Annotated in this window: 13 protein-coding genes and 1 pseudogene; 9 read left to right on the top strand and 5 right to left on the bottom strand. The window is 39.8% G+C overall.

Translation table 11 applies throughout. The annotated features are described in order from the left end of the window. Positions 1–13 precede the first annotated feature (13 nt). Entirely contained in the window at positions 14–1,267 is a 1,254-nt protein-coding gene (locus ACR5KR_RS25145; protein ID WP_448268421.1) for a nicotinate-nucleotide--dimethylbenzimidazole phosphoribosyltransferase, read from the top strand. A gap of 81 nt (positions 1,268–1,348) precedes the next feature. Continuing rightward, complete coding sequence (locus ACR5KR_RS25150) at positions 1,349–1,939, top strand: PEP-CTERM sorting domain-containing protein (protein ID WP_448268422.1); 591 nt, start codon at positions 1,349–1,351, stop codon at positions 1,937–1,939. A gap of 133 nt (positions 1,940–2,072) precedes the next feature. Here the strand turns inward: ACR5KR_RS25150 and ACR5KR_RS25155 are convergent, their stop codons facing one another. Both ACR5KR_RS25155 and ACR5KR_RS25160 read right to left on the bottom strand, forming a co-directional pair. Beyond that, positions 2,073–4,037: a hypothetical protein gene (locus ACR5KR_RS25155; RefSeq protein ID WP_448268423.1), complete on the bottom strand. Its 1,965-nt coding sequence runs from the start codon at positions 4,035–4,037 to the stop codon at positions 2,073–2,075. A 340-nt stretch (positions 4,038–4,377) separates the two neighbouring features. Next, positions 4,378–4,749 (bottom strand): hypothetical protein, encoded by a 372-nt coding sequence (locus ACR5KR_RS25160; RefSeq protein ID WP_448268424.1) that lies wholly within the window; start codon positions 4,747–4,749, stop codon positions 4,378–4,380. A 356-nt stretch (positions 4,750–5,105) separates the two neighbouring features. Between ACR5KR_RS25160 and ACR5KR_RS25165 the strand changes: the two genes are divergently transcribed. Beyond that, positions 5,106–6,263, top strand: coding sequence for an extracellular solute-binding protein (locus ACR5KR_RS25165; protein WP_448268425.1), 1,158 nt, complete (start codon positions 5,106–5,108; stop codon positions 6,261–6,263). A 132-nt stretch (positions 6,264–6,395) separates the two neighbouring features. On the opposite strand, the gene ACR5KR_RS25170 is transcribed toward ACR5KR_RS25165, so the two are convergent. Then, positions 6,396–6,941: a hypothetical protein gene (locus tag ACR5KR_RS25170; RefSeq protein WP_448268426.1), complete on the bottom strand. Its 546-nt coding sequence runs from the start codon at positions 6,939–6,941 to the stop codon at positions 6,396–6,398. A 54-nt stretch (positions 6,942–6,995) separates the two neighbouring features. Next, on the bottom strand, positions 6,996–7,772 hold the full coding sequence (locus ACR5KR_RS25175; RefSeq protein WP_448268427.1) for a class I SAM-dependent methyltransferase: 777 nt from the start codon (positions 7,770–7,772) through the stop codon (positions 6,996–6,998). Between the two features lie 155 nt (positions 7,773–7,927). Between ACR5KR_RS25175 and ACR5KR_RS25180 the strand changes: the two genes are divergently transcribed. Then, on the top strand, positions 7,928–8,815 hold the full coding sequence (locus ACR5KR_RS25180) for a LysR family transcriptional regulator (RefSeq protein ID WP_448268428.1): 888 nt from the start codon (positions 7,928–7,930) through the stop codon (positions 8,813–8,815). A 113-nt stretch (positions 8,816–8,928) separates the two neighbouring features. Beyond that, a pseudogene (locus ACR5KR_RS25185) lies at positions 8,929–9,069 on the top strand (Uma2 family endonuclease); the annotation flags it as partial. Here ACR5KR_RS25185 and ACR5KR_RS25190 read toward each other — a convergent pair. Next, positions 9,064–11,754 carry a DUF3656 domain-containing U32 family peptidase gene (locus ACR5KR_RS25190; RefSeq protein ID WP_448268429.1) on the bottom strand — a complete coding sequence of 897 codons (2,691 nt, stop codon included), beginning with the start codon at positions 11,752–11,754 and terminating at the stop codon, positions 9,064–9,066. The pseudogene ACR5KR_RS25185 and the gene ACR5KR_RS25190 overlap by 6 nt on opposite strands. Positions 11,755–12,020: 266 nt before the next feature. Between ACR5KR_RS25190 and ACR5KR_RS25195 the strand changes: the two genes are divergently transcribed. The 4 genes from ACR5KR_RS25195 to ACR5KR_RS25210 all read left to right on the top strand — a co-directional run bounded on the left by ACR5KR_RS25195 (position 12,021) and on the right by ACR5KR_RS25210 (position 15,334). Further along, positions 12,021–12,437, top strand: a complete 417-nt coding sequence (locus tag ACR5KR_RS25195) for an element excision factor XisH family protein (RefSeq protein ID WP_448268430.1) — start codon at positions 12,021–12,023, stop codon at positions 12,435–12,437. Continuing rightward, complete coding sequence (locus tag ACR5KR_RS25200; RefSeq protein WP_448268431.1) at positions 12,425–12,757, top strand: element excision factor XisI family protein; 333 nt, start codon at positions 12,425–12,427, stop codon at positions 12,755–12,757. The genes ACR5KR_RS25195 and ACR5KR_RS25200 overlap by 13 nt, the downstream gene beginning before the upstream one ends. 419 nt (positions 12,758–13,176) lie before the next feature. Continuing rightward, complete coding sequence (locus ACR5KR_RS25205) at positions 13,177–14,310, top strand: reverse transcriptase domain-containing protein (protein WP_448268433.1); 1,134 nt, start codon at positions 13,177–13,179, stop codon at positions 14,308–14,310. Positions 14,311–14,329: 19 nt separating this feature from the next. Further along, positions 14,330–15,334 (top strand): hypothetical protein, encoded by a 1,005-nt coding sequence (locus ACR5KR_RS25210; RefSeq protein ID WP_448268434.1) that lies wholly within the window; start codon positions 14,330–14,332, stop codon positions 15,332–15,334. Positions 15,335–15,352 lie beyond the last annotated feature (18 nt).

A 15,352-nucleotide genomic window follows, 5' to 3' on the forward strand; every position in this document is an offset into this window, starting at 1 on the left:
TTTAACTTTCCAAATGATTAGTATTTATACTCAAAAAGAACAGGGTGAACAATGGCTGCGAAGGTATCGTGGTTGTCTACCAGTATTTGCTTGTGTTTTAGGATTTACTGAAACTGGTTTAATTCCAGGGATTTCAGCAGCTGGCCGCACTCCGGAGGATCGGAAATATACAGCTTGTGCCGATGCTGAGTTTTTGTATCACGGCCCAGAACATAAAGCCCAATATCCCCTACCACCATTAGCGGCTGGGGCTTCACCTGTGCTGATTTCTCGCGCTGTATTTGAGTCACTAAAGATACCAATTTATTTATTTAATGCTGGTTTACCCCAAGCTCCTGCTGTGCCAGTAATTGATTTGGGTGGCGCTCCTGCTAAGTGTTTAAGTCAAGGGGCTGCTATGGAAATTACAACAGTACATCACTTATTTGAACAAGGACTACTTTGGGGAGAACGCCTAGCCGCCAATATTCAACAGGGGTATTTGATTGTCGGTGAGTGCGTCGTCGGAGGTACTACAACTGCCCTGGCAATCTTAACAGGTTTAGGTATAGATGCTGCTGGAAAAGTTAACAGTAGCCACCCTGTTTGTAACCACGCGCAAAAGTGGGCACTAGTGCAAGCTGGGCTGGAGAAGATGAAGGGGAGCAGGGAGCAGGGGAGGCGAGGGGAGCAGGGGGAGATAAACTTCCAATCTCAAATCCAAAATCCAAAACTTGTACTGAGCGAACTTGTACTGAGCGAAGTCGAAGTAGTCGAAGTATCTAAAATCCAAAATTCTGTAGATCCCTTACAACTTGTCGCCGCCGTAGGCGATCCGATGCAAGCGGTGGTAGCTGGGATGGCGATCGCTGCTAGCCGTAGTTGTGGTGTAATGCTGGCTGGAGGGACGCAAATGCTGGCGGTTTATGCGTTGATGAGTGCGATCGCTCAAGCTTACGCCTTATCATGGCAACCAGAAGCAGTGGTTGTAGGCACAACCCGCTGGGTGGCTGAAGATCCTACTGGCGGTACAGTTGACTTAGCCCTTAACTTAGGAAAAAACAGCTTAACTGCGAGTGGAAAAACCCCTCCTCTATTAGCAACTCATCTGAGTTTTGCTGATTCTCGTTATCCCCAACTGAGAGCTTATGAGCAGGGCTTTGTCAAAGAAGGTATGGGTGCTGGAGCCGCTTGCATAGCCGCCCATCTTAGCCAAGATTGGCAGCAACACCAACTTTTGGCAGCCATTGAAGCCCAACTTGAACGGCTAAGTATTGCCTTGAACTAAAGATTAAAGTCGTCCCTCTCCGAGTTGGAAAGTGCTATATACAATTTTGTTTATCTTTTAGTTTTTCAGGAGAATTATCTGATGGAATTAGTCAAAAATCTTGGTATTGCTACCGTTAGTACTGTTATAGGTATAACTTATGTCAGTGCCTCTTCTCCAGTCCAAGCTGTACAACTATTTGATTTTCAGTACTCTTTTCCCAGTTATGAAGCAAATGGTACAACGATTTCCGCTAGCGGCACCCTTACAACCACCGATCTAGATCCGATAAAAAATAATTATACAATCACAGGAATAACTGGCACAAGGACAGCCCAAGGAATTACTGAGACAATCATCGGGCTGCTTTCACCCGCTACATACGGAACCAATGATAATTTTTTAAATACAACTACACCGCTCCTAACCCGGAACGGTTTTTCTTACCTGGTTTCTGGAAGCGGGGAAGACGGAAATGGCAACGTTAACGTATTTTACAGTAGTTTAAATGAAGGTTATTCAGAGCTTTCTAGCAATGTTGATTATGGAAGTTTTAGTGTTGTCACTCCACGCCCTGTTCCCGAACCATACACAGTAAGTGGCTCATTGGTTGCTCTTGGTTTTGGCTGGTGGATGAAGCGAAAGCAAGCACTAGCTTCCCAGAAGCAGCCTCGTAAAGGTATCTATCTGTAAGGTTTACAGTGCATTTCCGATCTAGATTGCGTTATACCTGGCATCTTACTCTTGCTTAAAGTAATACCAAGTCGCCTTCATGATGTATCGCTAGACGACTTGGTATTAGAATATGAGATCAACCGTAGCTTGATTAAAAACTTCCAGGATTGTCATCAAGTGCCAGCAAGAAATTAATCAGGTCTGCTTGCTGGTTGGAATTAAACCCAGCCTGTCTATCTACGTAGAAGTAATGACCAGTGCCATCAAGGTTACTACGCACTAAACTAGGATTAGCTTTGTTCGCTTTCACAACTAAGGCACGAAGATCGCGATCTACCAAGGCACGTAAGCTGCTAGCAGGATCGGCAGATATACCTTGACTGAGAGTCCCAGATAGCCCTAAACCACTCTTGTTAACAACCGTGAAACTACCATTTGAGTTCACTTTCAGGCTTCCTGCCCGTACAGCTGCACCACCATCGTGCAAATATGGGGCGCTTAAATAAAGACCACGCAAGGAAGTAGTTTTGTAACCGCCTTTTGGCAATATACCTTTAGGTAGAGTTGTGGGAGTATCAGAGATACCCTGCGTTGGTACATCCAGGACTTCAGCCTTAGCAGGTATGGGAACGGGAGTGTTAAAAGTGTATAGCTTGGGTGGTACTAACAATTTACTCAGTCCCAAGCGAGATTGGGCACGAGCGGGGTTAGTACGAATTTCATCAATTGGATGAATTTTGTTGTCAGTAAAGAATGGTGGAATATGGCAAGTTGCACAATTGGCTTTCTCGAATACTTTTGCGCCACGCTTAACAGAATTGCTGTTTAACGCTTGCCAGTTTTCTGAAGTCTGGTTGGCAGGTGGCACTAAGCTATTTTGGAAAGCAGACATAGCATTGGCAGCAAATAAGAAAGTGCCACTAGCAATATCACCAGGCTTTTGAGTATTTGGGCTGAAAACTAAACCGTTGTAAGTAAACAAACTAGGGCGCAGGTTTGGGTAAGTTCCTGTACCAGGGACAGGAATTTGATCTTCTAATTCTGCTTGTGTAGGATTCGGTGCAATTACCCCCCGCAGCCATTCAGAGGGTTTTACTATCACTCCTTCTGGTAAACGTAGGCTCTTAACGGCAGCGTTTTGAAGAAATGTACCAATATAAACTTCTGGGTCAATACCAAGAGTTTTTGCACTGAGTTGAGCGGCTGCCAACAGATTGATTTCTGAAGAATGAACACCATTGTTGACAGCGCTGAGTCCAGCAAATGGCCCCACAGCAAACTGTCCATCAGATAAATAAGGATGATCTTTAAAGGTGAAAACACTAGGGATTTGAGTAGTGTCTCTAATACCATCCGGTGAACTCTCGAAATTACCAAAAGGTACATCTAAAACAGCATCATCGAAGGCTTTTTCAAACTTTTCAGGATCGGGTAATTCTACTTTATTACCTTTACTGTCAATAATAGTCTTACCATTGCCTTTGTATTGTGGGTCTAGAGGGTTAAAGTTTAACCGTGCAAACCCTGCGGCTGTATTTGGTGATAAGGCAATGAAAAGGGGGATGGCAAGTTCACCGTTAGGTACTCCTGCAAGGATTTTGCCATCCCTAGAAAGGCTTGCATGACAGACCGCACAAGTAATGTCGCCGTTAGGTGCGTTTCCTATTGGAACAATTTGTCCCTGTTGAACTTTGAAACCTGTAGGAATAACAGTTCCTTTGGGAAAAGTTCGACTACCTATAGTTAAATCCTTCTGGAGGGTAATTTTTAGGTTTGTCGTTGATTTTCCACGCAAATTAGCGATCGCTGCACCTATTTCATTTGATAGAACATTAAAGCCTTGCCCTAAACCAAATACCCCTTGCAAACCAAATGTATCACCAATCTTCCGGTTGAAGAATATATCTTCACCTTGGGCGATTAATTCCTTAGTAATTTTAACTGCCCCTACCCGTTGATAGGAAATGGGGTTATTAGGATTGAGTCCCTTATTTGCAACTAGTTGTGATGCTTCTTGAGGACTCAGCAGTTTGCCGAAATAGTCGTAATAACCTAACGGTTGAGTCGGAGCAGGTTGCAAAAGGTCAATTTTTGCGAAAGCTGTCTGTCTTGTCATCAACCAATTTGATAACAAGATGCCAAAAACGCTAATGAGAAAAACGCAGATTAATAAAAAAATCTTGGTTTTTGAACCATACAATACCCTAACGACATCAGTCTTAGGGTTGTTTTTTTTTGTTTCATACTGAGGTACTGACTAAAAACCTATAGGTAGATATATCACACTATTACGTAAAGATATGTAATAGTGTGTTTAATTTTTTTATCAATTTGATGGCTGAATTACTTACTTGTATCTAAGTATATGCTCATAAAACCATCACTCAATATTGAACCTAAAGGCTTGTCTTACCTACCTCAATCTATTTTTTTATTCGTTGAACTTCAGGTTAAATTTAATGAATTCTCTCTCTAAGTAATTGTTCTTCTAAAGCAGCAATGCGATTGTACGCTGCTGTTAATTGCGCTGTCAGTCGTTGTATTTGAATTTCTGGTGTTATGTTATCTCCACTTTGACGATGCATGTCTAGATAAATGCCATCTGTCAATACATCTTTGTGTTCCATTTCTGGATTTAAATTGTTACGTCCTTTAAACTGGTAGCCTCCAGCCGCGTCATTTTGTTGGGAATTATCCTTTGCTTGTGTATTGGCTAAAGAACACTCTGAGTAAGTTTGAGTGACTTTACCATCAAGCTGCTCAATTACTTGGCACAGGTCATCCAGCTTTTGGCTTAGAATCAGGATCTGCTGCTGTAATAGCTCCATTTAATACCTTTATTCGTACATTTTCTCTATGGTATTCAATTTACTCTCAACCTTAACGATACTTATGGATTATTTAAGTATTGATAATTTTTGCTGGAAATGTGACATTTAAATCATTACTTCTAAATACAAGTAAGGTTTCACTATAAGTACCATCAAGTAAATTTATGGATAAAAATTAATCTTGAGGTAGAAATTTGCCAAAAGATTGCTAATTTGAGTCAAATATTCAAAATTACCCGTATTATCAAGAAAAAATACTGATAATTCTCCAGATTCACTTTTTCAGCTAGTCAGCCATTGGTGAATCTCTGCTTAATATTAGGTATAATCAAAAATCTCAAAATCCAAAATCAATGGATCGACGGTCTTTTTTGCTGGGTACAAGCACACTGGCGCTTTCACAACTGCTTTTTGGCTGTGGTGGAAACAAGCAAACGCAACTAAAAGTACAGTTATTAAAAGGTTCTATACCTGGTCAGGTGGTGAATCAATTCCACAAAGGTTTGCAGCAACGGGTGCAGTTAAAATTTGCTCCAGTTGAGCATATACAGGATTTATTTCAACAATTACAAAATTGGCAGCAGAAGCCAAAGACCAGCGATGAGCAGGGATGGCGTCGTTTTATACCCTTTAGGCAAGGTCAAAAAGCCGCTGACACAAACCTAGTGACATTGGGAGATTACTGGCTACAAGCGGCTATTGAACAGAAATTGATTCAACCACTCCAAGAAGTGCAGGGAAACCAATTAAAGCAGTGGTCTACTTTAAATGAAAGGTGGAAACAACTAGTAACGCGCAACGACCAGGGTATTTTGGATACTCAAGGGAAGGTGTGGGGTGCGCCTTACAGGTGGGGTAGCACGGTAATTGTTTATAACCGTGACAAGTTGCAAAAATTGGGATGGACACCTAAAGATTGGAGTGATTTGTGGCGAGATGGAATGCAGCAGCGTATTTCTCTACTCAATCAACCACGAGAAGTTATTGGTTTGGTCTTAAAAAAGTTAGGAAAATCTTATAATACAGAGAATCTTGACCAAGTACCAGACTTGGAAAAGGAATTACAGATATTAAACCAACAAGTGAAGTTTTACAGTTCCAATAACTATTTGGAACCTCTAATTATGGAAGATACTTGGCTAGCGGTTGGTTGGTCAAGCGATGTATTGCCTATTTTGGGACGTTATCCGCAGCTTGCCGCAGTTATCCCCCAGTCAGGAACAGCAATCTGGGCGGACTTATGGGTACGTCCCGCAGGGATTACTAAGGATAGTTTATCAGATCAATGGATTGATTTTTGTTGGCAACCAAGCACAGCTAAAGAAATTTCAGTGTTGACTAAAACTAATTCACCAATTCCTACAAATATTGCCGCTTCCGATATTCAAGAACCATTATGGAGTTTGTTAGAGAGCGATCGCAAAGTTTTCGATAAAAGTGAATTTTTACTTCCTTTACCTCCATCAGTAATAAAACAATACGAGTCTTTATTCGCCAAAATGAAAGTTTAATTGGAAATTGGGCATGGGGCATTGGGAAAGAGGAGGCAGGAGATAGAAGTTCTAATATGTTTGAATTTTGAATTGATTTCTCCTTCATGTCCCCCAATTTCTAACTCCTAACTCCTAACTCCTAATTATTTACTAGAGTAAACGCTGTAACCCTATCTTGTTTTTAATAGTGGTTTGGATACTACATAAAGCTGGACTTGTACTAAAGTTGCAAGTGTAGGTCGCCAAGGGTTCTTTTTGATAATTAAATACCCGAACGTTGTAACCAAAGTTCCGTGCAGCGCTACCCAAGCGATTTACGAAGTCGTAGCGCTCTATATACTCTAGTAAGCTCCAAATTTGCTGATTTACGATCAAGTCTACTCGTGCAGGTTCTTTGTTAGAAGCTGGATATGCGATCCAATTATCCAATAGCTTTTTCTCAGAGTTTTGTTGTGCCCACCATAAACTGGGAACGGTTAATCGTTCTGGATGAATAGTGGTAGCTGTGATTATATAGTCTTTTGGCTTGGTCAATAAGTCTAATTCTAAAGGCGCACTAGAAGGCGACGGGATTGAGGGGGTTTGCGCTAGTGAGGGCGGGATTAGTAAAGCTGTAAGGGTAATAGTTAGTAGTAATAAAAATGATGTTTGGCGATGGCTACGCCAAGGGCGATCGCAGAATTTAGGTATATGCATAGCTGATACTAATTCGTAATTCGTAATTAAAGCACTAGTAAAAAATCGTACATTTTATAGTTTAATGGCAACTATACGAATTCTTCGATAATCTGCTGTCCAAGTTCCTTGTTGATATAGTGTTGGCTTTAGATATTCCTCAACGACGGGAATTATTTGTATTTGTTGCTCAGGTGAAAGTCCGGTTAAAAATGGATTAGCGAACATTTTAATCCAGTTTGCGATGCCTGCTTCTCCTTCTGCTAGGGGAGTTGGGCGAGGAAACAGGATAGCATAAATGACATCAAAGCCTTGCTGTTCTAGGAGGCTACTGTATTCGCCAATGCTGGGGTAATACCAAGGATTCTCTACTTGTGCTTGAGGGATACCAATGGACTCTAAAGCACTGTATAAAGCTGTGGCGATCGCCTTTATATTCCCTTTACCTCCAAATTCTGCAACAAAACGGCCTCCGGGTTTTAGGGATTGGTATATGGAGGCGATCGCGCGATCGGCTTCTTTCACCCAATGTAGTACAGCGTTGGAAAATACAGCATCCAATGGCTTATCTACTTGAAAACTTCTAGCATCAGCAACATCAAAGCGGATATGGGGATAGTTTTCTCTTGCCTTTTCAATCATCTCAGATGCATAATCAACTCCCATTACTTCAGCCCCAGCTTGGGCAATTTTTTCTGTGAGTTGTCCAGTACCACAGCCAAGATCCAAAATCGATTCTCCTGGCTGGGGGTTGAGTAATTTTAGTAAGTCTTCGCCATATTGCCAAACAAAGGCGTGTTTATCTTCGTAAAGCGAAGTATCCCAATTATTGCTTGTTGAAATATTATTCATAAATTGTGAAATTACAATGTGTTGATTCGCCAATCCTCAACCATCTGCTTGAGGTTCATGAATGCCTAATCACTACAGTAAAAAAGATTTTTAACTATGTCCAATATATATTTTGACCTTAACTAATATTTAAAAGATATGAGTTTGGGTAACAGATGGAACTACGGCATTTGCGCTACTTTGTCATCTTGGCAGAGGAACTGCACTTTGGACGGGCAGCAGAACGCTTGCATATTGCCCAACCCCCCTTGAGTCAACAAATTCGGCAGCTAGAAGGGGAATTAGGTTTTGAACTGTTTCACCGCACGAAACGAAATGTGCAGTTAACAGAAGCCGGACAAGTGTTTCTATGTGAAGTTCAGCAAATTTTTAGGCAATTACAACAGGCAATTCAAGTTGGACGGCAAACCAGTCGGGGCGAAATTGGACAGTTAGTGGTTGGCTTTGTCAGTTCTGCCACATATAATATTTTGCCAACTATTCTGCGAAGCTTTCGTAGTTGTGTTCCTGGTGTGAGTTTAGAGTTACACGAACTAACTACAGATCAACAGTTAGAGTGGTTGCGAGAAGGTCGAATAGATGTAGGATTTGTACGTCCACCGGTTGATGAAAATAGATTTAGTTGGGAGATTATTTTTCAAGAATCGCTGATGGTGGCATTACCTGAAGCACATTTGCTAGCCAATGAGTCTGATGTCTGTTTGACATCGCTTGCCAATGAACCATTTATTTTATTTCCCAGAATATTAGCGCCTGGACTTTACGATTTAATAATCAGTCTTTGCCAACAAGCAGGCTTTAGTCCCAATGTTGCCCAGGAAGCTATCCAGATGCAAACGATTGTCAGCTTAGTAGCAGCCGAGATGGGTGTGGCGATCGTGCCAGCATCTTTGCAAAATATGCAACGGACTGGAATAGTTTATAAAAGCGTACAAGAATCTACTTCAAAAGTCGGCATTGCGATGATTTGGCGAAAAAACGAAACATCCCCAACCGTGCAGAAGCTTGTGGAAATAGTTAGACAAGTTGCAAACCAATTATGAACAGAGAGTGTCTCGTTAAGAAATTCGATATAGTTTACTTCCCAATTTCATCAATAATACCTGCAATAATCCCCAGGTAATTGAGAGTTTTTACTTGAATTTCCTCTCCATCTGCCATTTACTATTTGCTAGATGGTGAGTATCAAGTTAACCTTTTTAGGGGAAACGATCGCATCATATCCCCTACATTCCCAGAATTAAATTTAACCGCCGAACAGATTTTTCAAGCTGGGCGTTCAGAAAATCAATTATGAACGCAGTGCTGAAACTCCCATAGGGCCACGAGTCACACCCAATTGATTTTGCAACTTCAACTCGCGCCAGAGTTGGGAACCTGTAATCTCACCTTGCAATAATTGACTATAAAAATGTATTGTTTTACTCACTTGTTCTGGTGTTTCATTCACAAATTCGATGCGGAAGTGACGTAATCCCAGTTCTATAAGGCGCTGTACGTACTCGGCTCCCGTTTGAGCAGTGCCGTTAAATACAGTATTGCGGCAACCTACATCTGCTTTGAGGACGTGTTCGCTGCCTACACGGTCTTTTAATTTCACTTCCTGTTTTTCACAAGGTCGTCCACAGTTAGTATAGTCTGTACCTGTTGATAGAAAAGCGCAAAAAACACAATGCTCCATGTGAAACATCGGTATATGCTGATGGATTGTCACCTCAAACCACTGGGGCGGACAACTGGTAAGCAGGTCTTGCAGTTGGGTAATATTCAAGTCGTATGATGCTGTCAGCCTTTCTAAACCAAAGTGTTGCTGAAAGTAGTCTGCTGTTAAGGGATTAGCAACGTTGAGCGAAAAATCTCCGATACAACGGTCTGCTGCAAAGAATTGCAATTGGTCATAGTTCCGTATCAGATAGCCATCTGCTTTACAAGCACGGACTTGTTGCAAAATCCAATTTTCCCCCGGTTTAGTAATTCGGGGTGGTGCAACCCAAATTGTGGGGAGTGGGGAGTGGGGAGAGACGCGATGAATCGCGTCTGTACAAAAAGGAGTTAAAAGTGAAGAATTGTCTGTTTTGTTTTTTTGCTGTTGTTGGCGCACCAGTTGTACGGCTTCTTGGTAAGCGCGGGGGTCTTCAAATTCACAGTATAGGGTTTCAATACCGACTTCGAGTGCGGCTTGGAGTTGCTTGAGATTTCGTACTAGGACGATGAGTGAAGGAGATGTAGCTTTAGCTTCTTGCAGGGTGGGAGATGAGGGGAGTAAATTTTGGAAAGAGACATCAGAATGTAATTGCCAGCGTTTGGGTTGACTTCGCAATTCTTCCAACTGTACTACCATTTCCCGCCGCATCCGGTTCAATTCACTGATGGGTAGCATAATAGCACCGCTGAGGTGGTTGGTTAGTGTTCCTAAACAGAAAGGGGTATTACCAAGACGACCGAATTGTTCTTTTAAACGGTCTGTATCTAGTGGTTTGGTGTGCGCTTCAACTAAAGAAGTTGCAGACTCTACCTGTACAATATTACCGAGTCGATCGCGGGCGATCGCAATCAATGCCTGACCAACTTCTCCATAAATCTCTAAGTCAATCGGACGCTGAAATTGGGGATTCTCGCCAGCAAAACTCTGACGCACTTGCTTATCGAGTTCTGGATCGCTGGTTTTCCAAATGCGATCGCCTATATGCACTCGGCGCAGATTCAAGTCATTTCGCCCAAATGTCAGCAAAGTTTCTTTACCTTTGGACGCCACAGCGTAAACTCGGCCACCTTCTTCCTTCGCTTCTGGATGACCGCAATCAAATACTATTCCATCTCCTGGTTTTACGGGTGCTTGCAATTTGACTGTTACCTGTTCATTGTGAATGCGAGTAACTTCACCCAGATAAACCCCACGTTTTTTACCAAAGCGGGCGTGAACTAGTTCTTGATTATTAATCCCGCCAAACCAACCCGTGTAGAGTCCGCGAGAAAATGCCATTTCTAGGTTGTAATGTTCTCGATCTGATTGACCTCTCCCCCAACCCCTCTCCGAAACGGAGAGGGGAGCTTTTATTCCCTCAACGCTAGTAGAAAAGGGGGTTAGGGGGTTAGGTCTTTCCAATTCCGTCATTACACTATCCAAAGCTTGCCGATAAACACGGGTGACATTACCAACATACTCTGGAGCTTTCAGGCGACCTTCAATCTTGAGAGAGGTTACTCCTGATTTCACCAAATCGGGCAGAACGTCTAACCCTGCTAGGTCTTGAGGACTGAGTAAATATTTGCGTTCTTTTAAATTTACAACTTCCCCATCAGCGATTAAATCGTAGGGCATCCGGCAAGCTTGGGCACATTCACCTCGGTTAGCAGAACGTCCACCTAAAGCCTCACTAGTCAAACACTGGCCGGAATACGCTACGCACAAAGCACCGTGAACAAAAACTTCCAAAGGCAGCGACGTTTCCTGTTGGGCAATCTGCTGCTGTATTTTATTGATTTCTTTAAGAGAACATTCACGCGCCAGCACCACCAATTGACAACCAAGAGACTTAGCAAATTCCACCCCAGCTGCACTGGTAATTGTCATTTGCGTGGAAGCATGGATGGGAAAATCCGGGGAAAGGTGACGGATGAGACGGCATATACCAATATCTTGAACGATCGCCGCATCCACACCAGCTGCAATAATTGTGCAAAGATATTGCTGCGCTTCTGCTAATTCTTTAGGAAATATGAGTGTGTTGATAGTGACATAACCCTTTACGCCCCGACGGTGCAGGAATGTCATCAATTGGGGTAAGTCCGCCTCAGTAAAATTTTCTGCCCGCATTCTGGCGTTAAACCGATCCAAACCGAAGTAAATCGCATCTGCCCCATTTTCCACAGCAGCTTTAGCACATTCCCAATTACCTGCTGGCGCGAGTAGTTCAGGACGTTGAAGAGAGAGTTGGGAAAGGGAGCGTAGGCGTAGCCCATCGGAGATATCGCTTTTCATTAGATTTAGAGAGGGTTAACTAGCACCATAGTGATTTTATCGAAGTTATTAGAGGATGGGGCGTTCCCCAAAGGGGTTGCCGTAGGCATCGCTTTCTCCTCTGCGGTTTGTTCAATCTTCTTCTCCTCTGCATCTGGAGTAAGTAGACAGGCGAGAAGAAACAGAACTATATTAAATTTAGTTAAAAAAAGTTTCGCTAGGTTGTCAATGTATTAGTCAAATGGAAATTCTTAAATCAAGTGCCGCCATAAATTGGAATTAAACCTGTGTCTGCTAAAGATGCTTTTCATACAGTTGTCAAAACAGCACTTGAGAAAGATGGCTGGTTAATCACTCACGATCCTTATGCTCTCCAGGCAGGAACCCTTGAATTATATGTTGATTTAGGAGCAGAAAAAGTTATTGCAGCCGAAAAACAAGGACAAAAAATAGCTGTTGAAATTAAAAGTTTTCTAAGTCCGTCAAAAATCACAGAACTTTATGCTGCATTAGGACAATTTATCATTTACCGAATTGCTTTACAAAAACAAGAAGCCAATCGTACTTTATATTTAGCAGTTCCTAGTACTGTTTACAATGAGTTTTTTATCCTTCCATTTATCCAATCTGTAATTAAAACTAATCAGCTCTGTTTACTAATTTATAATATTGAACAGGAGGCGATCGCCCAATGGCAAAGCTAGACGAATACCGACAGTATATTAAGAATTTACTTCAACAACACGCTAGTATTGTTTGGGATAATCGCATTCAAGCACAGATAATTTTCGATACAGAACACGATCATTATCAATTAGTTTATGTAGGTTGGCGTGAGCAAGACCGCATATATGGGCCTGTTCTTCATGTAGATATTATTAACGAGAAAATCTGGATTCAGCAAGATGGAACAGAGGTAGGAATTGCTAATGAATTGGTTGAATTAGGTGTCCCAAAAGAAGATATTGTTTTAGGTTTTCAGTTACCCTCTGTGCGTAAATATACAGATTTTGCTATTAGTTAGTTGAATTTATTAAAAATTGCGATCGCTCTCTTGTTTCGCTGTGCTTTGTGCTTTCGGGAAATTAAACAAAATAAAATAAATCCTAAAGTGCTTACCGATAAACATCTTTACTTGAATATAATCAGTATTATCACTAATAAAGATTACTTCTTGACAGTGAAGCAAAAAACATATATTTTTTAAGTAGGAGATATCTAGTGAACCTTATTGATTGCCGTTGTTGATCCTGCGACGGTCAGCCAAAAAGTCAGCTTTACGTAGAATTTGCTGCGATGTGTTTTCTTTGAGTAAGTGGGAATAATGTCCTAGAAATCTCCACAATTTTTTTGAAGAATTGTCTATTCGACGCACAATCATATAGTAACTATCAGTAAAAGTACACATTATTCATTTTTAATCTAAACATAGGGGTTTGAACAATGTCCCAAAATGGAGAAGAAAAGAGTCAAGCGAGAAAGGCTCTTAAACCCTGTTTGGATAAAAATTGTGATGAATTAATTAAAAAATTTTACTCTTTAAGGAGTGGAAGAGATGTAGCAAGACTTCTAGAAATCCCATACGGAGATTTAGTATACTATTTATACGTAATTCCTTATGAATCTAGATATACAACTTTCCAAATACCTAAAAAATTAGGAGGAAACCGTATCATCTCTACTCCTGCAACATCTTTAAAGTTAATCCAAAAAAAACTTAATCAAGTTTTGCAGTGTGTATATCAAGTCAAGCCTTCAGTTCATGGCTTTGTAAAAAACAAAAATATTGTAACTAATGCAAAAGCTCATATAGGTAAGCAATATGTACTTAATTTTGACCTAAAAGATTTTTTTGTTTCAATCAATTTTGGGAGGGTGAGAGGAATGTTTATGGCATTACCCTATGCTTTAAATCCTGAAGTTGCAACAGTTTTAGCACAGATTTGTTGCCATGATAACCAATTACCCCAAGGCGCTCCTACTTCACCAATAGTATCTAACATGCTCTGCGCCAAACTAGACAGTCAATTCCAAAAATTGGCCAAAAAATATAGATTTACATATACCAGATATGCAGATGATATTACTTTTTCAACAACAAGACCTAACTTACCTGAAGAAATAGCTTCTTACATAATTACGACCGAAGATAAACATAAACTTAAAAAAGTGTTTTTGGGTAAAGAGATATATTCAATTATTCAAGGAAATAATTTTGAAATTAATGAACTTAAAGTGCGAATACAGAATGCTCAAGAGCATCAAGAAGTTACAAGCATAACTGTTAATACATTTCCCAATGTGGATCGTAATTACATACGCCAGATCCGTGCTATGCTTTATGCTTGGAGTAAGTTTGGTCTTGAATATTCTGAATTGGAATACTTAAATAAATATGACTTTAAAGATAGGTATTATAGTAAAGGTATAGCCAAATTTAAGGAAGTTCTTCGAGGAAAAATAGAATTTTTAGGTATGGTCAAAGGTAAAGACGACCCTATTTATCAAAAATATTTAAATCAATATTTTGAACTAAATAATAGAGATAAAAACTTGTTGCATAAAATATCGGTTTGAATTAAAGGGAATTTTTAGTATGGAGAAAAATGATATTGATAATATTAAAAATGATATCTCTATCATCAAAAATAACATTAATACTTTATCTTTAGCATTCAACAAGCATATTCAAGAGCATTTAATTGCCTCTTCAGCAACGCAGAATGATAATTTAAATGCTGCTGTATCAGATACCGATGTTTCTATTACAAGTAATTTGCCTATTTCTCCAGAATCAAATGACACCTTTAATCCTGAAAACCAATCAGAATTAGAAATAAAGGATAATTTGATAGATTATTCATTTATTGAAAATATTGATACAAATAAATTATTACTACAAATTTTATATAACAATAATAAAAATATGTTGTCTTGTTATCAAAGTAACTTTCTTAAATTTTGTGATTGTGCAGTAAGTTTAGTTGAAGAAGTTATCAAAATTTTTTTAGAAAAAAAGTTTATTGATATTGGACAAGATAGCGATAATTTATTGCAGGCTTGTGATTTATTGGAAAAAAAATATAAAGAGAAGCTATTTACATTTCCTGATATATACATATCTAAAAATGAATATAAGAAATTATCTAACAACAATACAAATATAGATGATTTGTACTACTATAACTCAAATATTGAGCAGCATTTATCATTATCTAAGTTAAAAGAGGCAAAGATAATATTTACGCTAGAGTTATGTTTTGTTACATTATACGGAAAAAATTTTTATAGTATCAATTATAGTAAGCCTAGACATCGTAAAACTAATTTACAAACATCTTCTAAGGCATTAAAGAGACCACCAACTAAATTAGCTTTCTCTCTTGAACCTTTGAATAAAGAATTTTATTCTCTTATAGATGATGCTAGAAAATTTCGTAATATCATTGAACATAACCAAAATAACAGGGAAGAACGAAACAAAAAGCTTCAAGAAATGCTATTAAAAAAGCCATACCTTAAAAATATTGAAAATAATTATGATGGAATAGCAGAAGCTGTAACTTGGTTGATACGCCAACTTTACGTTGCTATGAGATAGGCTCAATTTTTTATTTAG

This window comes from Nostoc sp. DSM 114159, assembly GCF_053470285.1.

Bases quoted from the DNA above. Each gene is read 5' to 3' on its own strand.
- ACR5KR_RS25145 (WP_448268421.1), top strand. From the start codon at position 14: ATGATTAGTATTTATACTCAAAAAGAACAGGGTGAACAATGGCTGCGA.
- ACR5KR_RS25155 (WP_448268423.1), bottom strand. From the start codon at position 4,037: ATGACAAGACAGACAGCTTTCGCAAAAATTGACCTTTTGCAACCTGCT.
- ACR5KR_RS25205 (WP_448268433.1), top strand. From the start codon at position 13,177: ATGTCCCAAAATGGAGAAGAAAAGAGTCAAGCGAGAAAGGCTCTTAAA.
- ACR5KR_RS25190 (WP_448268429.1), bottom strand. From the start codon at position 11,754: ATGAAAAGCGATATCTCCGATGGGCTACGCCTACGCTCCCTTTCCCAA.
- ACR5KR_RS25175 (WP_448268427.1), bottom strand. From the start codon at position 7,772: ATGAATAATATTTCAACAAGCAATAATTGGGATACTTCGCTTTACGAA.
- ACR5KR_RS25165 (WP_448268425.1), top strand. From the start codon at position 5,106: ATGGATCGACGGTCTTTTTTGCTGGGTACAAGCACACTGGCGCTTTCA.
- ACR5KR_RS25150 (WP_448268422.1), top strand. From the start codon at position 1,349: ATGGAATTAGTCAAAAATCTTGGTATTGCTACCGTTAGTACTGTTATA.
- ACR5KR_RS25200 (WP_448268431.1), top strand. From the start codon at position 12,425: ATGGCAAAGCTAGACGAATACCGACAGTATATTAAGAATTTACTTCAA.
- ACR5KR_RS25210 (WP_448268434.1), top strand. From the start codon at position 14,330: ATGGAGAAAAATGATATTGATAATATTAAAAATGATATCTCTATCATC.
- ACR5KR_RS25160 (WP_448268424.1), bottom strand. From the start codon at position 4,749: ATGGAGCTATTACAGCAGCAGATCCTGATTCTAAGCCAAAAGCTGGAT.
- ACR5KR_RS25180 (WP_448268428.1), top strand. From the start codon at position 7,928: ATGGAACTACGGCATTTGCGCTACTTTGTCATCTTGGCAGAGGAACTG.
- ACR5KR_RS25170 (WP_448268426.1), bottom strand. From the start codon at position 6,941: ATGCATATACCTAAATTCTGCGATCGCCCTTGGCGTAGCCATCGCCAA.